Source organism: Lacibacter cauensis, from assembly GCF_007830055.1.
Classification (GTDB): Bacteria; Bacteroidota; Bacteroidia; order Chitinophagales; family Chitinophagaceae; genus Lacibacter; species Lacibacter cauensis.
This window is the reverse complement of record NZ_VLLE01000004.1, coordinates 773,586-795,216: the sequence shown is the minus strand read 5'-3', so window position 1 is coordinate 795,216 and position 21,631 is coordinate 773,586. Positions and strand designations below refer to the sequence as shown.

At 42.1% G+C, this 21,631-nt stretch carries 18 protein-coding genes; 10 read left to right on the top strand and 8 right to left on the bottom strand.

Translation table 11 applies throughout. From position 1 onward, the window contains the following. Nucleotides 1–229: 229 nt before the first annotated feature. Nucleotides 230–1,291, top strand: coding sequence for a hypothetical protein (locus tag IQ13_RS13655; RefSeq protein WP_144886928.1), 1,062 nt, complete (start codon nucleotides 230–232; stop codon nucleotides 1,289–1,291). 32 nt (nucleotides 1,292–1,323) lie between these two features. Next, nucleotides 1,324–2,181 carry an HAD-IIA family hydrolase gene (locus IQ13_RS13650; protein ID WP_144886927.1) on the top strand — a complete coding sequence of 286 codons (858 nt, stop codon included), beginning with the start codon at nucleotides 1,324–1,326 and terminating at the stop codon, nucleotides 2,179–2,181. A 70-nt stretch (nucleotides 2,182–2,251) separates the two neighbouring features. On the opposite strand, the gene IQ13_RS13645 is transcribed toward IQ13_RS13650, so the two are convergent. Continuing rightward, a complete protein-coding gene (locus IQ13_RS13645) occupies nucleotides 2,252–3,085 on the bottom strand; it encodes a CvfB family protein (RefSeq protein WP_144886926.1) in 834 nt (277 codons plus the stop codon). A 300-nt stretch (nucleotides 3,086–3,385) separates the two neighbouring features. On the opposite strand from IQ13_RS13645, the gene IQ13_RS21385 reads away from it, so the two are divergent. Beyond that, a complete protein-coding gene (locus IQ13_RS21385; protein ID WP_158637397.1) occupies nucleotides 3,386–3,547 on the top strand; it encodes a hypothetical protein in 162 nt (53 codons plus the stop codon). 5 nt (nucleotides 3,548–3,552) lie between these two features. Here IQ13_RS21385 and IQ13_RS13640 read toward each other — a convergent pair whose 3' ends face one another. From IQ13_RS13640 to IQ13_RS13630, 3 genes are read right to left on the bottom strand one after another with little or no spacing between them, the layout of a single operon-like run. Continuing rightward, the gene (locus IQ13_RS13640) at nucleotides 3,553–5,235 is read right to left on the bottom strand and encodes a DUF6531 domain-containing protein (protein ID WP_144886925.1); all 1,683 of its coding nucleotides are present in this window, start codon (nucleotides 5,233–5,235) and stop codon (nucleotides 3,553–3,555) included. A 23-nt stretch (nucleotides 5,236–5,258) separates the two neighbouring features. Further along, nucleotides 5,259–6,926: a DUF6531 domain-containing protein gene (locus tag IQ13_RS13635; RefSeq protein WP_144886924.1), complete on the bottom strand. Its 1,668-nt coding sequence runs from the start codon at nucleotides 6,924–6,926 to the stop codon at nucleotides 5,259–5,261. A gap of 1 nt (nucleotide 6,927) precedes the next feature. Further along, the gene (locus IQ13_RS13630; RefSeq protein ID WP_144886923.1) at nucleotides 6,928–9,984 is read right to left on the bottom strand and encodes a tetratricopeptide repeat protein; all 3,057 of its coding nucleotides are present in this window, start codon (nucleotides 9,982–9,984) and stop codon (nucleotides 6,928–6,930) included. 189 nt (nucleotides 9,985–10,173) lie between these two features. Here IQ13_RS13630 and IQ13_RS13625 point away from each other — a divergent pair, with 189 nt between their 5' ends. Continuing rightward, the gene (locus tag IQ13_RS13625; protein WP_144886922.1) at nucleotides 10,174–10,647 is read left to right on the top strand and encodes a hypothetical protein; all 474 of its coding nucleotides are present in this window, start codon (nucleotides 10,174–10,176) and stop codon (nucleotides 10,645–10,647) included. Between the two features lie 32 nt (nucleotides 10,648–10,679). On the opposite strand, the gene IQ13_RS13620 is transcribed toward IQ13_RS13625, so the two are convergent. The 3 genes from IQ13_RS13620 to IQ13_RS13610 form a co-directional block, all read right to left on the bottom strand. Then, nucleotides 10,680–12,179, bottom strand: coding sequence for a rhomboid family intramembrane serine protease (locus tag IQ13_RS13620; protein ID WP_144886921.1), 1,500 nt, complete (start codon nucleotides 12,177–12,179; stop codon nucleotides 10,680–10,682). Between the two features lie 110 nt (nucleotides 12,180–12,289). Then, nucleotides 12,290–13,180 carry a cupin-like domain-containing protein gene (locus tag IQ13_RS13615; protein WP_144886920.1) on the bottom strand — a complete coding sequence of 297 codons (891 nt, stop codon included), beginning with the start codon at nucleotides 13,178–13,180 and terminating at the stop codon, nucleotides 12,290–12,292. A gap of 372 nt (nucleotides 13,181–13,552) precedes the next feature. Continuing rightward, complete coding sequence (locus IQ13_RS13610; RefSeq protein WP_242009544.1) at nucleotides 13,553–14,980, bottom strand: UDP-N-acetylmuramate--L-alanine ligase; 1,428 nt, start codon at nucleotides 14,978–14,980, stop codon at nucleotides 13,553–13,555. Between the two features lie 53 nt (nucleotides 14,981–15,033). Between IQ13_RS13610 and IQ13_RS13605 the strand changes: the two genes are divergently transcribed. The 5 genes from IQ13_RS13605 (at nucleotide 15,034) to IQ13_RS13585 (ending at nucleotide 18,750) form a co-directional block, all read left to right on the top strand. Further along, a complete protein-coding gene (locus tag IQ13_RS13605) occupies nucleotides 15,034–16,041 on the top strand; it encodes a fumarylacetoacetate hydrolase family protein (RefSeq protein ID WP_144886919.1) in 1,008 nt (335 codons plus the stop codon). Between the two features lie 26 nt (nucleotides 16,042–16,067). Further along, on the top strand, nucleotides 16,068–16,454 hold the full coding sequence (locus IQ13_RS13600) for a GxxExxY protein (protein WP_144886918.1): 387 nt from the start codon (nucleotides 16,068–16,070) through the stop codon (nucleotides 16,452–16,454). A 61-nt stretch (nucleotides 16,455–16,515) separates the two neighbouring features. Continuing rightward, nucleotides 16,516–17,370 (top strand): flavin reductase family protein, encoded by an 855-nt coding sequence (locus IQ13_RS13595; RefSeq protein WP_242009543.1) that lies wholly within the window; start codon nucleotides 16,516–16,518, stop codon nucleotides 17,368–17,370. An 83-nt stretch (nucleotides 17,371–17,453) separates the two neighbouring features. Next, the gene (locus IQ13_RS13590; RefSeq protein ID WP_144886916.1) at nucleotides 17,454–17,921 is read left to right on the top strand and encodes a hypothetical protein; all 468 of its coding nucleotides are present in this window, start codon (nucleotides 17,454–17,456) and stop codon (nucleotides 17,919–17,921) included. A gap of 61 nt (nucleotides 17,922–17,982) precedes the next feature. Next, nucleotides 17,983–18,750 carry a sterol desaturase family protein gene (locus tag IQ13_RS13585; protein WP_144886915.1) on the top strand — a complete coding sequence of 256 codons (768 nt, stop codon included), beginning with the start codon at nucleotides 17,983–17,985 and terminating at the stop codon, nucleotides 18,748–18,750. 394 nt (nucleotides 18,751–19,144) lie between these two features. Here IQ13_RS13585 and IQ13_RS13580 read toward each other — a convergent pair whose 3' ends face one another. Then, nucleotides 19,145–19,852: a DUF4197 domain-containing protein gene (locus tag IQ13_RS13580; protein ID WP_144886914.1), complete on the bottom strand. Its 708-nt coding sequence runs from the start codon at nucleotides 19,850–19,852 to the stop codon at nucleotides 19,145–19,147. Between the two features lie 155 nt (nucleotides 19,853–20,007). Between IQ13_RS13580 and lysS the strand changes: the two genes are divergently transcribed. Then, entirely contained in the window at nucleotides 20,008–21,528 is a 1,521-nt protein-coding gene (lysS, locus tag IQ13_RS13575) for a lysine--tRNA ligase (RefSeq protein WP_144886913.1), read from the top strand. Nucleotides 21,529–21,631 lie beyond the last annotated feature (103 nt).

Genomic DNA, 21,631 nt, shown 5'->3' with positions numbered 1-21,631 from the left:
CACAGAGTTACAGAAACACGGAGAGCTATGAGGGTTTAAGTCAGGCCGCTCAAAGTGGCCAGACGGTAAGAAATAGGAATTTGTTTCCGATAGCTTTCAGAGTGGATATTGCAGTTCTGTTTCCTTCGTGCAATTTGTGTAATTGGTGATTGTCTTTATCTGTGTGTATTTGCGTTAATCTGTGGCTATATCTTTGTGCCTTTGCGCCTTTGTGGCAAAACATTAAACAATGACAGAAGTATTAAAAATTATTCATAAAGCTTGGGAAGGATATGATGCAACCAAAAAGATTGCACATATTGAAGAGATCAGTGCCATGGTGAGCACCAACCATGTTTACCGGATTATTTTCGAAGATGAAGATATCGTGATTGCCAAGCTTTCTTACTTTGGCAAGTACGAACATTTTAAAGAAGATCACCGCATCATCCATACGCTTTCCAACAACTTATTATACCCGTTCGAAAACCTGCTGGCAAAATCGTTGCTGAAGAACAACCGGGTGTACACCTATCATTACCGCACCAAAAAAACAGAAGCATGGGTAGTGTTTTATAATCCTGTGCGGGTGTTGCAACGCCTGCCTAAACGATTGGATGAAAAACTCATCCGCAAGTTTGGTCAGCAGATTGGTAAGTTTCATAAAGCCTGTTCAAGGTTGCGGCATATTCTTCCAAAATCATCCAAAACATTACGTACCGATATTCATACGCTGATGGATTTGATTGAAGATGATGAAAAGCAATTCGGCACCAGAGCACAGGCCGATCTGGTAAAATATCATTGCGAATTATTTTTAAAGAACCGCCTGAAAACAAATGCAGGATCGTTTGAAACCATTCCTGTGTTTATTGACTGGAACATTGGTAACTTTTCTGTTACCGATAAACTGGAATTGTACTCACGTTGGGATTACGACTGGTTCCGCATGAGCAGCCGTATGATGGATTTTTATTTCTTCAGCCGGGTGGTGAGTGATGCAGGCGACAGAACGGTGTTCAGCTATTACATCAATACCATGATGGAAGACAGGTTTATTATCTTTCTTGAAGAATACCATAAAGTGAATCCGCTTACGGCTGATGAGTTACGCTTTTTAAAAGAAGGCTACCGTTTCTTTATTCTCAATTATGTGATTAAAGACGGCAGTCATTTCTTCAGCGAACAGTATGCAAAGAAACTGCGGGCAGAAGCCTACGATATTTATCTGCCCTCGGTTGACAGAGATTTTGATGCAGAAAAACTCATCAAAGCACTGAAGATAAAAGAAGAGAAACCTGTAAAGAAGTAACACCGCCCTAACACTTAAAATCAAACAACGGCATGTTTTCAGTTCAGGACTTTAAAACGGTGGTAGATCAATACAAAGTCATTTTTTTCGACGCCTTCGGCGTCATAAAAAGTTACAATGGTTTAATTACCGGTATGGATAAAACCTTTGCTTATCTTGAAGAGCAGGGCAAGGAATACTACATTGTTACCAACGATGCAAGCCGAAGTCCGATGCAACTGGCACAAACTTATCATAAGATCGGCCTTGATATTATTCAGCACGACCGCATTATTTCTTCTGGCATGCTGGCTAAAGAATATTTAGATCTGAAAGTGAACGATGGTATTGTGGCCTACCTCGGTACGGAAAGTTCGGCGCATTATATTGACAGTTCTGGTTTGCACACGTTGCCGGTAAGCGCTATTACGCAATACAATATTGACCAGGTAAATGCATTGGTGTTGCTGGATGATGAAGGCTTTAACTGGTTTGATGATCTGAACCGTACCGTTAATATTTTACGCAAACGCACCATCCCTGCAATTGTAGCCAATACCGATCATATTTATCCCATTACTGGAACCAACGATGTATCCATTGCCATTGGCGGTGTAGCAACCATGATTGAAAGTATTGTGGGCAAAAAGTTCATCCGCTTTGGCAAGCCCGATTCGCAGATGTTTATGTTTGCCTATGATCTGTTGCGTGAACGCAGCAGTGGAGCCATCAGTAAAAAAGATATTCTGATGGTGGGCGATACATTGCATACCGATATATTGGGTGGTAATAAGTTTGGCTTAGATACAGTGCTTGTGCTTTCAGGTAATACCTTGCCTGATGATGCGGAAACACGCATCCGTGCAACAGGTATTATGCCTACGTATGTATGTGAATCGGCCGGCATTTAATGCAGAGCGAAGTTGCGTGCAGAATGAATAAGGAGTTTGTACGGTCAACTTGCAGGCAAGCAAACTACAATTATGATTCAACAGCTTTAATCCCTGTTTGCGTCAACTCGATTTTTTTCTCTTTGTACAATTTGCCAATGGTCATCTTAAAAGCTTTCTTGCTCATGCCAAAGAAATTGTAAATGGCTTCGGGATCGCTTTTATCGTGGTAAGGAAGATAGCCGTTGTTGTCATCCAACAGGCGCAGGATTTTGTGTGCCTCATCTTCCACACGCTGGTAGCCTTGCTTACCTAAGCCCACATCAATTTTTCCATCTTCACGAATGGTTTTAATGTAGCCGGTTACTTTATCGCCAATGTTGAGCGGTTGAAACACTTCATTAAAATATAAAAGACCGATGTGTTTTTTGTTGATGATGACGGACCATCCCAGATCTGTCTGTCGATAAATGATCAGCTCCACTTCATCTTTTTCTTTTACCGTCAACTCATCGTTGCTCAGCAAGTGCTCAATGTATTGCGATGCAGCTGCACGGCCCGTTTGTTCATCAATATACACATGCACCAGGTATTCGCCTCCCAAACGCATGGCCGAAATTTGTTTGCTCTTAGGAACAAACAGATCTTTCATCAAACCCCAGTCTAAGAATGCACCATGTGCACTGGTGCCCACCACTTTCATCAACGCAATATCGCCCACAACAGCAGTAGGGTGCTGGGTGGTGGCAATCAAACGGTCTTCACCATCGTGGTAAACAAACACGGTTAATTCATCACCTGCACGTGTACCACGGGGTACAAAACGTTTGGGTAACAGGATGCCTTCGGCTCCATCATCGAGATAAGCACCTGCATCTTTGATGCGTTTTACAATAAGACGATTGTATTGACCGACGTTTACCATTTGTACGAAGATAAGCTAAGAGTTTGAAGGAGGGGGAAAGAGTAAAAGAGATTGTGCGCTTTGCTTACAATGTTTAACACAGAGGAGCAGATGTGCAGAAAACGCAGAGTTGAATGGAATTGGGTTTTTGATTCTTGAGCTTGTCGAAAGATGGATTTTCTTTCTTGTTCCTTGAACCTTCTTTTTTGACTTTTTCTTTTCTTCTTTGTGTGTTTGCGTCTTTTCGGCAAAAAGAAAAGAATCGGTATATTCACAGTCCTGTTGAGTGCAGGAACATTTCATCATTACAAATTCATTGCTATGTCGTTGTTTAATACCGGAAAGAACAAAAAGGATAAAAAGAAAAACGCACCAGCAGGTAATAAGTCGATGTTTATAGCACCGAAAGGTGGCGGTAAAGCCAATACCAAAACAGCAAGCAGTGCTGGTAAGCATGTTGGCGGAGCGCAAAGAGGTGCGTAAAGCAGTTAATTAAAATCAAGTCCTTTTGGTTTGGTGCGGCTGAGCAAGGCCTGCATAGCCTGTGTAACAGCTATTGCTGTTTTCGAGCCATCAGGACTTTCTACTTTACTTATTTCACCATACTTATCGTATTCTACAGTAATAGAGCCTTTACCGGAAACGGTGATGTTAGAGGGCTTTCCTATACTGTTGTATTCGTATGTAAGGATTCCATCTTCGTATTCCATCTTCACAATTTTGTGTTCGCTGTTGTAGCTCAATAGAATCCACTTATTGCCTTCCGTTGCTTTTACCAGATCGCCATTTGCGTTGTAAGTAAATGTGTTGATGGTTGTATCCCCATCGGTTTTGCTGATGTATTCTGTACGGGTTATTTTACGCAGCTTTTCATCGTATTCGGCACGGGCAATATAATCGTAGGTTTCTTTATAAATTAAATCGCAGTTTTGATTGTATTGAAACGTTGTTTCTCTCACACCTTTTCTTCTCAATACAGGATTGTTGCAGGTTTCGCTGTACACTGTTTCCGTTTCAATACCGTTAATACGTTGCACTATGCGGTACGTATAACTTGCACCATTTGGTTTTTTACGCACTTCGTATTCGTAATAATTACTGTCTGGTTGATTGGTATAGCTGTTGGCTTTAATTACCCACGTAGCATAATGGTTGTCGTTGATTTTCCCTTCAGCATCGTAAAAGTTTTTGTATACATACTCGGTAACCGTTCCGTTTCTGTCTGTAATCTTTTTTACAAACAGCGTTACGTTGTAGTATTCGATTTTAAGAAAGGAGCCATCACTGTAACCGATACTCGTCATATTGTATTTGTCATCGTACGTATAGTTGTACTTGTTGCCGCCTGCATCGGTTGTGCTGATGAGGCTCTTGTCTTTATACAGGTACACCGATGTGCCCTGCTTTGTTTGTAAACGGGTAATGAGTCCATCGTTGTTGGTGGTTATAGCATATTGATTACCTCCCTTATCGGTTATCAAACGCAATTGTTTTGTATCATTGTAGGCAAGCGTATAAACAAGCTGCTTGTACTTATCGTACTTGCCGGTAAATAAACCGTCGTTGTTAAACAGGAAATAGCTGCCGTCGTTGTACTGTCGTTTAAAGCCGTCAGCTGTTTTTACCAGTTCCTGGCTGCCCAGATCTCTTGTGGTCCATTTTGTGTTTTCGGGAAAGGCAGGCATTTGCAATAAACCGGCTGTCTGGTATTTTTCCCAGCTGTTACGACGTCTTTCTTCGCTTTCCCGCATCAGCTTTTTAAAATTATTGATGGCAACAGGGTTGTTTACAAGATCTCCGTTTTCAATAGCAGCTTTTGCAATATTGTTGATGCAGGTTGTGAGCAGCAAATCATCTTCCACCGATTGTAAGAAAGAGGTCACACTGCCACCACCAAATTCTCTGATGTAAACACTTCCGTCACCCATTGCAAAAAGACGGGTTTCTAATTCAGAACCCCAGCCAAAACCAAATAAACCAATGGAGGTTGTTTTGGAATTATAGGTACGGTCAATAGAAATACCGTTGCTCTTTGTAAGATCATGATCGGTATAGGTAATATAGAAGTTGCCGTTTTTTAAGTTAACACCGGCTATTGTAAATAGCGGAGTTGACAGTACCATGCAGCATACAGCTGCGAAGAAGCATCTTGCTTTCTTTTTCCTGATCATGTAGTTGCAATTAACAGTTACGTTTAATAATCGAACAGAATACCTGTTTCTGAAATATATTTTTCCAGTTGCTTGTAAACGGCTTCAACAGCATCGGCAACGGCTTTTCCTTTCTTCGATTCTTTTCGCAACAAAGCCCCGTCTTTATCGTATACAAACAGCAATTCATCTGTTCCGTTCAATGTTACGGCTATCAGTTGATCGAAGCTGTTGTATTTATACAGTAATGTTGTTTGTGCGTTTGCAATACGTGTTACCTTCTGGCTTTTGGAATATGTAATGGTTGTGATAACGGTATCTTCTGTAATACGTACCGGGTTGCCGCTATTGTTATAGATAAACCGTCTTTCGGTTGCTGTATTTGTTTTTTTATAGTGAATATGCAGGCTGGATGCTTTGTTCCAGTTGCTGTCAATAACTGCTTTAACCAGTACACTGTCGTTTTCTTTTGAAACAGGAATGCAGTTTTGGTTGTAGGTAAAGCTGTGCTTTCGCTTGTTTTTAATTACGTAATCCGGCATTTCGCATTGTTCATTATTTATTTCTTCAAAAACATCGCTGTTTTGTTTGTAAATAAAATGATAGAGATAAGAGCTTCCATCGGGCTTATCTTTTATCTCGTATTCGTAATAGGCGCTGTCGGTTTTTATAGTACCCTTCTTTTTCGAAAGTACAAGTGTGGCATAGTGATTATCGTTTACGTTGCCTTCTGCATCAAAAAATGTTTTGTATTCGTATTCAGTAATATTGCCATTGGGTTCGGTTACTTTAATACAAAAAAATGTTGAAGGGTCGTATTCCATCAACATGCTGGTTCCATTGCTGTAGCGAATGGCTGTCATGTTGTAAGAAGAATCGTATTCGTGCACGTAAATATTGTTGGCAATATCTTTTGTTTTAACCAGTGCCAAACCACGGTACCAATAGTACGAAGTACCCTGCCTGCTTTTAATACTGCGTACTTTCCCTTCCTTATCAGTTGTAAACAGAAAGCTGTTGTTGCCTTTGTCTTTTAAAACGGCGATATGTTTGTTTGCATCGTAGCTGATGCTGTATTGCAACCGGCCATCGGCTTTATACCGGCCGGTAAACAGTCCGAGCTGATTGAACAGATCGTAACTGCCATCGTCCTGGATACGTTTAAAACCGTTTTTGATTTTAAACAATTGCTGGTAACCGAGGTCCTGACTTTCCCATTTTTCATTTTCGTTTAAAACGGGTTGTTTCAGTAAACCCAGTTCTGCATACAATAACCATTTACGAAAACGAGTCTCCAGGTTGTTACGCATTTCACGACGAAAGCGGTTTATCTCTACGGGGTTGTTTTCAATATCTTCATTTTGCAGGGCCGCCTGTACAAGCTGGTTAATACATTCGGTAATACGTGTTTCATTTGTTTCAACCGGTGAAAACTGGTTGCCGGTACCGGCTCCGTATTCTTTAATAAGGATATTACCATCGCCGATAACATAGAGACGGGTTTCAATTTCGGAGCCCCAGCCAATGCCAAACAATCCTTTTTCTGAAGATTTGGAATTGTAGGTACGCATAATATCAATTCCGTTAAACCGTACAAGATCATGATCGGTATAGGAAATATAAAAGTTGCCGCTTTTGATGTTTACACCTGCTGTTGCAGAAAGTGTAACGAGTATTTGCAGTAACAGGAAATAATGTTTGATGCGGAGCATACTAATTCGTTTGTTTCAGTTGTTGCAATAAGCGGATGCCTGTTTTACTGTACAGTTTGGTCCAGCCTGCTTCGTTTTGCCAGTTAGGATTGTTTTGATTTTCTTTTTGTAACCAGGCCGCAGCTTTTTGCTTTTCGTTAGCTGCATACATAGCCGCAGCTAAACCAAGATAGGAGGGGTTGGTTGAATGAGCGAACGATGCTTCAAATAACCGGGCCGCTTCTGTAAAATTTCCTTCATCGAGTTTGCACCAACCCAGCAGTTGCAGAAAACGGTAGCGATAAGCAACCGGCAGTTCCTGTTGGTTAAGTAACTGTTCGAGTAACGGTACAGCTTTTTTGTATTCGCCGTTGAGGTAGTATAAACCTGTTGCCTTAAAATAAAAATCGTGTTGCGTTGCAGGAATAAATCCGGCAGCAAATGAAAGTAATGTAAGTGCATCGCTTTGCTTTTGCTCCAGTAAAAGATTATCAGCTTTATCAATTAACACAAGCGAAATGTCTTTAATGGAAAACAGCAACGGATCATTAGCGTTGGCTTTTTTGAAATACAGCACAGCATTTTTAAAATCGTTTATTTCAAGCGATGTATAAGCAAGGTTGCCATATGCGTTCGCATAACTGCTGTCGGCTGTTAAGGCTTTTGCATATTCTGCAGCTGCGGCTGTAAAATTTCCTTTAGCGTAGTAATAGTTACCAAGTAAGTTGTAGAGGTCGGGGTTTTCATCGAAATAAGGCAAGGCCTGCTGCAGTACCGCCAATGCACTATCGGGCTTGTTTAGTTTCATCCAGCTTTCGTGCATCCATTCGTAGCCATACCAATACCACGGACTTACCGCTAAACTTTTCTTATACCATTCAATCGATTGTTTGTAATTCTTTGTTAACTGAAAATATCTTCCGTAATAACCATAAGCTGTTGGTTTATCCGGGTTAACACGAATGGCTTCTTTAAACAGGCGGATGGCTGCTGCAGTATCTTTCATTTGTGCCTTGCCCCATGCTTTGCCTGCATAAGCCCAGGTGTTGTAAGGGTTGTTGCTGATGGCTGCATCGTATAAACTGTCGGCCAGTTTCCATTCTTCCGGCAACGGTCCTTCACGATAGTAATCGGCCAATTCGGTAAGTCCTTCTGCAAAATACGGTTCCCGTTTAACCGAAAGCGTAAGCAGTGTATTGGTTTGTTTGGCGTTGATGGTTTTGTACAACTCTGCAAGATGATGATAGGCATACACCATGTTGCTGTCGGCATTGATGGCTTTTATAAAAAACGTTTCTGCTTTTTTGATGTTACCTCTGTCTTTGAATACAAGTCCCAGGTTGCTGTATTCTGTAGCGGCATCTACCGAATCAATTTGTACAGAATAGTTGTACAACCGCTCAGCTTCTTTGTATCGTTTTAAATCGAGATAAACATTGGCAAGATTATTATACGGCCAGCTGAATGCAGGTGCCAGCTTGATTACTTCCTGAAAAACTTTGATGGCTTCTGTGTACCTGTTCTGACTGCGTAATGCATTGCCAAGGCTGCTTCTCGGATAGGTCCATGTAGGAATAAGTTCAATGGCTTGCCTGTAATATTTTTCTGCTAACGGAAAATCGTCCTGGTATTCGGCAACCAACCCCAAGCCATGCAACACAAATGCAGCATCCGGTTCGGCAACAAGCGCTTCGTGTAATAAACGTTTTGCTACAGGATACATTTTGTAATTTTTTCCACGCAGGTAAGAATAAGCTTCAAGGTAACGGGCATAGATGTAATAGATCTTGTGTTCGTAATCGGCAGTATCGAGTACAGATAACAGTAATGAACTTTTTTCGGCAGCTGCTTTAAAGTAAGCGGCTGGTGGCTGACTGTTGTTGCCCAACAACACTGTATTAACAGCCTGTTGCGGATCGATGGAGAGTTGCTGTACCAGTTTCAGTTTTATAAAACGGAGCCAGTCGGCAGGAAACAGTTGTTGTTTTACAAAGGAAGCATACAAAGCAACCGCCTCTTTATGCACTTGCTTTTTTAAAAGCGCATTTAATTTGCTGAGCTGCTCCTGTTGCGATGCCGATAATGTTGTGAGTGTTGGATTGGGTTCAATTGTAATTGATTTGGCAGCGTTGTTCGATTCTTTAATTTCCTTCATTGCATTTTCCCGAAGACTGTCGAACGCAATCAGTTTCATTTCGGGAGAAACCGTCATTACTATTTTACCGCCGGCTGATGCACCAATGTTTGGCTCCTGCAACTCTTTCGATTCCTGGTATACGTTGTTGTACACATACAGGTTCAGCTCGTTCACATTTATTTTATTGTTGAGCGGGCTGTTATCGGCTGCGCCCATCATTCCATTCACAAGGTAAAAAGTGAAATAACCATGCCCGATGCTTTCGCTTTCAAATGAGCGTTGATTTGCACCACAACTTAAATAACGGATGGTATTGCGAAAAGAGGTAAGAGCAGATTCGCTTAACAGGTTTGCGCCTTCTTCGTTTACCGTTTGCCCGCTGTGGCAGGCATCCAGCACAATGCTTACTTGTATATTGTTTTGCGAAAGTTGGGTTACAACTTCATTCAGGTCTTTAAAACTGAGTGTTCCCTGTGCACCGGTGTAGGCCCGTTCAATATTTACATCGCTGCAGAGCAGGTACCCGATATAACCACCTGCATTGGCGGTGTCTTTTGATTTTTGAATATCGCCATGCCCGGAGAAATAGACGATAACTTCGTCGCCGTTTTTTATTTTCTTACTCAGTAACGAACGGATAGCAGCGTTAACTGCAGCACTGTTGGCTTTTTTGTTGAGAAGGAGTTGCAGATTTTCTTTGTTTACTTTTTTTGTTTCGAGTAAGAAGCGGGCAAACAAGGCTGCATCCTTATCGGCTACGTTCAGCTTTAAACGTGGCGCATCGTATTCAGACACACCCACAATAACTGCATACGTTGTTTTTTGTCCGGCAACAGTTACTTCTTCTTCGGCAGAGCCTTTTGCATTTTGCTGTGCAAACAGCTGCTGCGTACTCAGTGAAAAAAAGAACAGGGAGGTAAATAGATAGAAGCGACGGTACATGGTGTTTAAAGTTAATTAATATACCTAACCGAACGATACCCATAAGTAGGTATTTGCAAAAGGTTACGGAGTTGTTTTAAAACTGCTAGTTGGTTTTTATGTACTGTTTCAAATGTAACCCGACATTTTTTTAGTTTTATAGTGATACAATGTGTACAAAAACAAACAGGTTGTTTTATTTTTAACGCTATGGAACATCAGCAGGATATTCTTACTGAAATTGTCGGAAATACATCAATTAAGCGATCCAAACTTCTTCCATGGTGGATCAAAATTTTTATGTGGATCTTTCTTGTGATCAGTTTCTTTGTTCCTGTTTTATTGGTTTTGGCAATTTTAGGATTTGAAATACAGCTTGCGATATACGGACTTGATACAAACAGGGTGTTTACATTTACAGGGTTGCTGCTTGTACTTGTTTTCGCAACAAAGGGCGTGGTTTCGTTTGGCTTCATCAAGGAGAAAGACTGGGCTGTACAATTGGCTATGATTGATGCTATAGCCGGTATTATAATCTGCGTTTATACAAGTTATATTCAGCCGCTTTTAAGCGAAGACGTATCGTTTTCGCTGTTAAAACTTGAGTTGGTGCTGTTAATTCCTTACCTGGTTAAACTAAACCGAATAAAAGAACAATGGGCTTCTGCAAAGTTTATTGGTTAAACTAAAAAGGCGGCCATTGGCCGCCTTTTTAGTTATTTCAACTTGGCAACTTCCTTTTCAATTTCCACCCGCACCTGCACTTGCTCTTTCGCAATTGCCGCTTCATTTGCCGGCTCTTTCACCATCCTTATTTCAAGTTCCATTTCTTTCCGGCGTAATGCAATGTAGTTTTTAACAACCACTGCTTTCTGTTTTTGCTCTTCACTTACATTGAGCTTTAGCATTTTGTCGGCAACAGTATCGGCTTCATTCCATTTTGGTGCTGATTTTTCCTGTAATTGATCAGCTAATAATGCCGGATTTTCGCCAGATTGATTGTAACCCTGTAAAGCCTCGTCTTGCAAACTCACAAACTGGTTGTATAATTCGTTGAACCGATCGCTGTCGGGATAGCCTGCATTGCTTAATTCACTCAAAACGGCTTTTCGTTCTTCCTGCGAAGAAGGATTTTGTTGAAGATAATAGCCACAAACTACAATACTTACAGCCACAACAACAGGCACAACCCATGTAGTTTTTTGTCCCTGCTTTTCTTTTTTAATAGCAAACGCAAACAAGTAGCCAATACCCATGCCGCTTATCAATCCGCCAATATGTGCAGCATTATCAATACCGCCCTTCAAACCATAAGCAAGATTGTAGATTACAAAAATGACGATGCTTTGCAGCAAAGGGCCTCTTACTTTTTTAGGAATAAGACTGGTGGTGAGCAAAGCAAGAAACACACCATACATCCCAAATACAGCACCAGAAGCACCTGCACTGTTTGCAGGAGTACTATGCCACCATAAACTTACAAGGCTTGCAAGGACGCCGCTACACAAATAGGCAATTGTATAACGAACCTTACCAAGCATCGGCTCAAGGTAGTTGGCAATAGAAAAGAGTGCATACATGTTTAATGCCAGGTGAATTATACCAAAATGAATGAACATGGCAGTAAACAAACGCCACCAATCGCCGCTCTGCGTAAGTGGTCCGAAGTTGCTTCCCCACCTGATGTGTACAAGCCCGTTAGCATCAAAAATACCGGCACCTTGTATAGCCATCAGTATGAATACAACAACGTTTATTGCAATAAGCGCATAGGTAACAGAGGCTGTTCCCGAGCTGAGGTTCATGGCTTCATCCAACTCATTCAGATCTTTTATTTCCTGTTCTGCAGCAACAAGTGTTTCCGCAGCCAGTTGCTGTATCGCCTGCTTGTTTGCTTTAATGGTTTCGGGAAGAAGAGACGACTCTGTTTGCGCATATACTTCTAAGAAACGGTCTACATTCTTTTTGTTTTTCTTCCCAAGGTCCAGCATTTCATCATGAATCATTTCACTTGAAATCTGTAATCCTTCCGGTGTAACAGCAGCTACCACTTCCATGCTTTTGGAAAAGGCAGATGAGGGCGTAAAAGCAACAAGACGATCTTCTGTTGCATAGCGGATGTTCCAGCCTAATTGCTGAAAGCAACTGTAACAAATGGCTAGAATGTTGTCGGTAACGTGGTTGGTTAGCGGTATGATTTTGTTGTAACGAGGCATGAGCAAAATGGTTTGTGCGATACTAAAATAGGGTATTGTTGCAGAGTTTAAATCCGGTTAAAAAGAAAAGGTTGTCGTTAGACAACCTTTGCGGAGAAATTTAAATTTAATTATTGCAACACTGCATTTTCTTTTACCCGTTGCATCGCCTTTTCTGCACGTTTAAAGGCAAGTTGCTTTTTGTAGTTGAACCATTTTTGTCCACGGATCTTGAACATAATATCATCAAACTTACGCTGGATACTTACATTCCATAACCCGGTTAAGATGGTACCCACACTTGCACCAATGGTGCGTACCGATAAGCCAAAACCACCTTCCGCATATTCAATGTGGTGCCAGTAACCGCTTGGCATGTACAACGTATCGCCGTATTCCAATATACCTGTACAGCCTTTTGCATACTGCATGGCGGGATAGGTTTCGAAATCGGGCTTATCAATATCTACCAAACCGTGTACGTTAAACGGCAAACGGTATAAGAAGTCGCTTTGATCGGGAGGAAACAACACCACACGACGCTTGCCTGCAAATTGCGTTAAAAACACATTGCTCATATCAATATCCATGTGCATACGGGTTACCGAATGTTTCGGACCAAAGAACATGAACGGAATTTTAATATAACGGCCGGTGATGTTGGGATAACCAAAATCCTTCAGCAGTTCGGGTTTGTGTTTGAACACAGGGAATAAAAACAAACGCAGATCGGTTGGTTCTTTTTCAATCAACTCCAGGTATTCGTTGAACTTCATTTCGGCATGTGCCACACTCAGCGTTTCGCTGGGGTTAGCTTGCTTGGTGCTGAACAGTTTTACTTTAATATCGCCCATGGATTGTTTGAAATAATCCATGGTCCACTTTTCGTAAGCAGGATATTGTTTCCACAAACCACGCAGAATAACCGGTTTCTGCGGCTTTAAATATTTTTCAGTAAACTCTTTACGGGTGATGGTTGTGCCATCGACGATAGGAATTGGCGTATCGATATTCATCTTCATGTTTGCCTGTTTTACAAAACGCTTTGTAAGCGGCACAAATTTAGGCCAATTCGGTTAACAGTGCTCGAACGAAAGCTGATATTGGTCAGATGCGGTTAAAAAGAGGAAGACAGAAGAAAAATTCAAGTCACAAAAACTAAAATCCAGGAAGAAGGCACAAGAGTTAAGGCACAAGGTTCAAGGCACAAGAAAAATCCCAATGACCAAAAAACAAAAACCAAGAAGAAAGGCAGCAAGGAAACATGGGATGGTGCAAAAGATAAAACTCTGATCCCGATAGCTATCGGAACCCTAGTCCTGACTCCTTTAAACGCTGCGTTCTCCGTATCTCTTAATCGCTGTGTTGAACATTGTAAGCAAAGCGAACAATCCTTACAATTGCTCCCACACTGTTTTTGCAAACAGCTCCAACGAAGGGTCACGGGCGCCCATGAGCAGCAGTACACAGTCTTCTGTGAAATGCGGACGCATGCTTTCAACCAGCTCGTTTCTGTTTTCTACAAAAAAAGCATCTACACCTTTTGCTTTGAGATCAGTAATGAGATCATTGGCAGAAATATCTTTCACTGCAGTACCACCGGCATAAAAAATTTCGCTCATCCATATTTCATCCTGCGGACGAAGCGCTCTGCTGATCTCTTCTACAAAATCGTGGCGAAGAAATTTGGTTGGTCCGTAGCCATGCGGCTGAAACCAGGCAATTACTTTTTTGGCAATGGGCTGACAGGCTTCAATACTCGCTGCACATTTTGCCGGGTTATGGGCATAATCATCAATGAGCCATACATTGTTCTTTTGCCCAATAATCTGGTGACGGCGATAAATGCCTTCATAATTTTTCAATGCTTCGGCTGCAGTGCTTAACGGAACGCCAATGAGGTTGGCAACTGTTGCTGCGGCGAGGGCGTTTTCCATGTTGTGGCGGCCTACGGCGTGAATGGTAAATGGTGACCTTTCGACTTCGCTCAAGACTTCGTGCTCAATGTCAAATGAAATGGAAAAACCATGTTGATGGAAATTGCTGGCATGAAAAGCTGCATCATCACCTGCATCAACAGAAAAATTATGTGCAGGATTCGCTGAAAGTTTTTTTGCCAGCGCATGCGATTGGTTCACGACAAAGAATTGTGAAGTGTTCTTTTTAAACTGATCGAATACATCCATCAGCACATCAATTTCTTTATGGTCTTTATCGATGTTGAGGAGCAAACCTACTTCTGGTGTATAGTTCACAATGCTGCCATCGCTTTCATCGGCTTCAATTACCAGCCAATCGCCGCTGCCCACTTTTGCATTGCCGATCTTTCCCTCTTTGATAATACTGGTGAGGCCTGCACCGCTGATGATACTTGGTTGCATACCTGCATGCTGCAGTATATCGAACAGCATAGCACTGGTGGTGCTTTTACCACTGGTGCCACCCACCGCAATGGTCTTTTTACTTCTTGCAATGACTGCCAACAGTTCTGCACGCTTGATGATGGGGATATTCAGTTGTTTGGCTTTGATCACTTCTTCAACCGTATCTTCCACAGCTGTTGATACTACAACTAAATCTGTTTCATTGGTAATGCCTTCGCCGTTCTGCAAAAAACAACGAATGCCTTCTGCTTCGAGTTTTTCTTTTGTTTCGTTGGGTTGGCCGGGATGAAAGTAACGGTCGCTGCCACTCACATCTTTACCAATGCCTTTTAAATACTGTGCAATCGCACTCATGCCCGTACCGGCAACACCAATAAAAAAAACGTTGTTGAAGTCGTTGATAGAAGTAATCATACACAGCAAAAGTAATTGAAACATTAAAGTGAAATGAGATTCTCTACCTTTGGCTTTCTTCAAAAAAATTGACTTGCATGAAACTAATCTCTTACTTAAAAGACGAACACGAACAGTTAGCGGTGTTACACGATGGACTCGTGTACGACATGGATACACTCCATCCCGATTTGCCCACCAGTATGAATATGTTTTTGCAGTATTGGGATGAATATATTGCCTTGGCCAATGCAAGTGTGAAAGCAGTACAGGAAGGAAGATTGATGCCGGGCAGTGCACAGCGTATTGAAGACTTACAGTTACTGGCTCCCGTGCCCATGCCTGCCAGCTGCAGAGATGGATATGCGTTCCGTCAGCATGTGGAAGCTGCCAGGAGAAACCGTAAGGTGGAAATGATTCCTGAGTTTGATCAATACCCCATTTTTTATTTTACGAATCATCACAGCATACAAGGCCCGGGCGATGTGCGTTGCATGCCCGATCATTTTGAAAAGCTCGACTTTGAACTGGAGGTGGCCATTGTTATCTGCAAGCATGGCCGCAACATTCGTGCAGAAGAAGCCGATCAGTACATTGGTGGCTTGATGATCATGAACGATATGAGTGCACGCCGTTTGCAGATGGAAGAGATGTTGCTGAATCTTGGTCCTGCGAAGGGAAAAGATTTTTCAACAGTGATTGGCCCATGGTTGGTTACCCTCGATGAACTGCAGCAATATGTGGTGCCGGCAAAAGAAAATCACGTTGGCCTCAACTGGAACTTAAATATGAAGTGTTGGGTAAACGGCAAACAAGTAAGTGCAGGTAATGTGGCACAAATGGACTGGACCTTTGCAGAGATCATTGAACGGGCGAGTTATGGTGTGGATCTTTATCCTGGTGATGTAATTGGCAGCGGCACTGTTGGTACCGGTTGTTTCCTCGAACTCAACGGCACCGGCAAACTCAACGATCCGAATTACCAGGAACAGTGGTTGCAGGAGGGCGATATCGTTGAAATGGAAATTGATGGACTTGGGAGATTAAGTAATACGATGGTGAGAGACGAGGATGATTTTTCAATTTTGGGAAGGAAGAAAGGTTAACCGCTAAGACACAAAGTCGCAAAGAAATGAATACAGACCGTCTAAATGAACTTTCAAAAATTATTGTAGATGCTTGTTATCAGGTACATGTTACAATTGGTCCTGGTTTACTTGAATCTGTATATGAATTTGCTTTGCTGAAAGAGTTTGAACTAAGACAAATAAAAGCGCTTAATCAGGTTCCTGTAAAATTATTTTATAAGGGGTTTGATACCGGTAAAAGCTATGCAATTGATATTTTAGTGGAAGATGAAATTGTTTTGGAAATAAAAAGCAGTGAAATCATGCATCCTGTTTATGAAGCACAAATCATTTCTTACCTTAAACTTGCTAATAAACGATTAGGATTTCTTGTAAACTTTAATTCTCCTTTGATAAAAGATGGAATTAAACGATTTGTAAATAACATTTAAAACTTAGCGCCTCTGCGCTTTTGCGGTTAAAATGATTATCGACTTACAACAATTGAACCCCATGCAAAAACAACAATGGCTGCAACACGCTGTTGCACCTCGTCCTGTTTGTTTTGCATCAACAATCGATAAGGAAGGAAATGTCAACCTCAGTCCGTTCAGTTTCTTCAATTTGTTTTCTTCCAATCCGCCGATCGTGGTGTTTTCGCCTGCACGCAGAGTGAGAGATAATTCTACCAAGCATACATTGGAAAATGTATTGGAAGTGCCGGAAGTAGTGATCAATATTGTGGACTATGATATGGTGCAGCAGGTAAGTCTCAGCAGTTGCGAATTTCCAAAAGGCACCAACGAATTCATCAAAGCCGGCTTTACACAGGAAGCCGCTACGCTGGTACAACCACCGATGGTGAAAGAAAGCAAAGTGAAAATGGAATGCAAGGTGGTTGAAGTAAAACCGCTGGGCAGCGAAGGTGGTGCCGGTAACCTGGTGATTTGCGAAGTGCTGCGCATGCATGTAGATGACAGTATTCTCAATGCAGAAGGCACCATGATCGATCAACGTAAACTGCAGCTGATTGCACGCCTCGGCGGCGATTGGTATTGCAAGGTGGATGAGCAAAGCCTGTTTCATGTAGCCAAACCCAACACCCAGCTCGGCATTGGCATCGATGCCCTGCCCGAAACCATCCGCAACAGTTCGGTTCTTACCGGCAACAATCTTGGTCAGTTAGCAAATGTGCACGAATACCCAACGGTTGATGCAACGTTCGAAGATGAGCGGTTGAAAAACATCATCCAGTATTTCTCCATCAACCCCGATGAGATGGATAAGGAGTTGCACAAGTATGCGAAAGAATTACTCGATGCAGGAAACGTAACAGAAGCCTGGCAGGTATTACTGGCTGATAGTTGATAAAGCAGCTTTCTTTTCGTAACTTATAGGTGCCGGTTCATTACAGGAAGTGAACTGGATTTGTCCACAGTAAAACCCTTGTTATGAAAAAGATTGTTTACTTGTTGTTTGTATTCTTTTTTGTACAGGCAACAAATGCATCTGCATCCATTTCTACCGACACCATTCCTTCCTTAACAAAAGAAGATTATTTACTGAAGAGTAAACGCCAGCGTACAGGTGCCATTGTTAGTTTAACCGGCGGTATTCTCACCGCTACGTTTGGCGGATTGATGGTTATTGGTGGCGGCACCATTTTTTTTGTTGAAACGATTGGCTCCGGTATTTCGGGCGAGCAACCCGACAACAGGGCCCGAAATATAACCAATGCAGGTGTTGCATTGTTACTACTGGGCACGGGTGCGATTGTTACCAGTATTGTCTTGTTCAATCAGTCGGCAAAAAATAAAAAAGTGGCCCTATCGATGACAGCCCAACCTGTGCAGCGGCTGCAATTAAACGGAGTTACAAGATCGGTTGTACCATCTGTACGATTTACAATAGACCTGTAGTAAATCTGCTGAACTTTTTCTGCTGTTGTGCTGTATTAACAACAACAGATTAATTTAGCGTATGCTTCACCCCAATGGTACATGGATCAGTTATTTTCTGGTGATCGGTATCCGGTATTTACTTGTTGCCGGACTGGCTTTTTTTGTTTGGTATGTTTTGCTGCGCAAGAGAATTTCATTTAAAAAAATTCAGCTGCGGTTTCCTTCGGGCAAAGATTATCAACGGGAAATTTTCTTTTCGCTCTGCACGATGTTTCTGTTTGCTTTTATTCCCTGGTTTTTTCTGGGTCATGAAGCCATGCGAAAAACAACTACGTTTTACAAAGACATCAACCTGCACGGGCAATTGTATTTCTGGTTGGCATTTCCTTTGATGTTGCTCATACACGATACTTATTTTTACTGGATTCATCGCCTGATGCATCATCCCAAACTGTTCCGCATTTTTCATCTTATTCATCACAAAAGTACCAACCCATCGCCCTGGGCAGCTTTTGCATTTCATCCGTTGGAGGCAATTTTAGAAGTTGGAATATTAGTTGTGCTCATCTATACCATTCCTGTTACCAAAGCACACCTGTTCTTTTTCTTTTTGTTCCAGATGTTGTACAATGTGTATGGTCATTTGGGTTGGGAATTATTTCCGAAAAATTTTCAACGTACCTGGATTGGCCGTTGGATCAACACTTCGGTTACACACAATCAACATCACCAATACTTCACCGGTAACTATGGTTTGTACTTTTTATTCTGGGATCGGTTGATGGGTACCATGCGGGAAGATTATGAGGCAAAGTATGATGAGGTGAAAGGCAGGCTAAGAGATTGAATGAGGGAAGGAGTAAAAGAGAAGACTGATGTCTGATTGAGGATGTAGGATTTATGATGTTGGATTGTTCGCTTCGCTTACAATGATTAACACAGAGAACTGGAGGTGAAGAGAACACAGAAAAGAAGTAGAGAGGAATTAGTAATTGGGTATTGGGATGTTGGATTATTCGCTTCACTCACAATAGATAGAATCACTGATGAAGCAGATTAGAAGGATCAACACAGATTTGATTGTTCGCTTTGCTCACAATAGGTTGCTCACAGATTTCGCAGATAAACACGGATAAAAAATATGAGTTAATCTGTGTTAATTCGTGTAATCTGTGTGAGACAAAAAAAGGGCTGCATCAGCTGCAACCCCCCTCTTTATCTTTTTTCACTTTTTTAAACTCTTAGTTCCATACAGCACCAAACACTTTCTTCATAATTTCTGTGGTACGCTTCACCGGGTTTTCACGAATCTCTAATTCTTCTTTTGCAATCTGATCGAACAACGCATCCACAGCTTTGCCTACAACATACGCTGTCAAATCGGGATTGAGCTTGTTACGGGTAGTGGGCAGTCTGTTGTAACCATTTACCAGGTCGCCGTAATATTTGGTGGCTTCCACTTTGTCCAGCGAATTTTTAACCGCAGGCGAAAATGCAGCAATCAATTGCTCCGTTGTTTTTTGTTTGAAGTAATTGGTAGCGCCATCCTTCGGTCCTTTAATGATATTGATCGCATCGGTAATGGTCATCTGCTTAATGGCATTTACAAAAATGGGTGTGGCGTAGCCCACCGCATCTTCTGCACCACGGTTAATCTGCAGAATGGCTTTGTCTACGGTTGGTCCCAGCCCGATGGTCCGCAGCGTACGCTCCACTTTCTGCACTTCGGGGGGTAACAATATTTTGTACAACTGGCTGCCGAAAAAGGCATCCGTCTTGTTGAGGTTGCTTACGGCACGGGTAAGGCCTTGGCCCAAGGCATCTTTAATACCCTGCCCGGCTTCGGCTTCGGTAACGCCTGTTGAACCCGGTATGGTAGGCAGCTGGCTTAATACTTCGCAAGAGGTCAATAACAGGGGAACGGTCAGTAACAGTAGAAAACGCTTCATTGATATTTATTTTACAGTTAAACGGATTTGACAAGCGAAACGTTGCATATTCTGTGCCGAAGATACTTGCTTTGCCCGTTTGCTGTTCTTACGGTAATTTTGCGGGCTGTTAAAACGAAGCCAAACATGCAGCGGCTTCACATCAACCCCATGTTATGAGTACACATTTGAGCGAACAGGAACTTATCCGTAGAGAGAAATTAGCTGAGTTAAACAAACTGGGCATCGATGCATACCCCGCACCGTTGTACCCTGTTACCCATTATTCAACTGCTGTAAAGGCAGGGTTTAACGAAGAAACCAAAGACGAGTACAAAGATGTTTGTATTGCCGGCCGTATTATGAGTGTGCGTGATATGGGTAAAGCCTGCTTTGCCGTGTTGCAGGATAGCCATGGCCGTTTGCAGGTATATGTGCGTAGAGATGATATTTGTCCCGGCGAAGACAAGACCTTGTATGATGTGGTGTTTAAAAAGTTATTAGACATTGGCGACATTATTGGTGTGAAGGGCTATGTGTTCACCACCAAAACAGGTGAAACAAGTTTACACGTAAAAGAACTCACCGTTCTTACCAAGTCATTAAAGCCATTACCGGTGGTGAAGGAAGCAGAAGGACAAACCTTCGATGCAGTGACCGATCCGGAATTCAAATACCGTCAGCGTTATGCCGATCTCATCATTAACCCACAGGTGAAAGATGTGTTTGTTAAACGTACCATCCTTATCAATACCATTCGTGAATACTTGAATGAGCATGGTGCATTGGAAGTAGATACGCCGGTACTGCAAACCATCCCCGGTGGCGCTGCTGCCCGTCCGTTCACCACGCATCACAACGCCTTGGATGTACCGATGTACATGCGTATTGCAAACGAGTTGTATTTAAAACGTTTGATCGTTGGTGGGTTCGATTGGGTGTATGAGTTCAGCCGCAACTTCCGTAACGAGGGTATGGATCGCACACACAACCCTGAGTTTACCGTATTGGAATGGTACACGGCGTACAAAGATTATTTCTGGATGATGAATGTTACAGAAAATCTGCTGGAGCGTATTGCTATTGCGCTGCATGGTACAACCGATGTACAGGTGGGCGATAAAACCATCAGCTTTAAAGCGCCGTTCAAACGCTTGTCTATTTTCGAAGCCATTAAAGAAAATACCGGTATTGATGTAAGCGGTTTGGATGAAGAAGGATTACGCAGTGTGTGCAAACAACTCAACATCCATGTAGATGCATCGATGGGTAAAGGCAAACTGATTGATGAATTATTTGGCGAAACAAGCGAAGCAAAATGTATACAGCCAACATTTATCATTGACTATCCGATTGAAATGAGTCCGCTTACCAAGAAGCACCGCAGCAAAGAAGGATTGGTAGAGCGCTTTGAGTTAATGGTGAATGGGAAGGAAGTTGCCAATGCATACAGCGAGTTGAACGATCCGATCGATCAGCGTGAGCGTTTTGAAGATCAGGTGAAGCTGAAAGAACGTGGCGATGATGAAGCGATGTTTATTGATTATGATTTCCTCCGTGCATTGGAATACGGTATGCCGCCAACAAGTGGTATTGGCATTGGTATCGATCGTTTGGTGATGTTGATGACCAATCAACCAAGCATACAAGATGTGCTGTTGTTTCCGATGATGCGTCCCGAGAAAACAGTTGAGTAAGTTTAAAGTTTATGGTTTGTAGTTTATAGTTGTGAGCTACATTAAAATAAATGAACCGCAGTTGAAAACAGCTGCGGTTTTTTGTTACTTATCATTCAAAAAA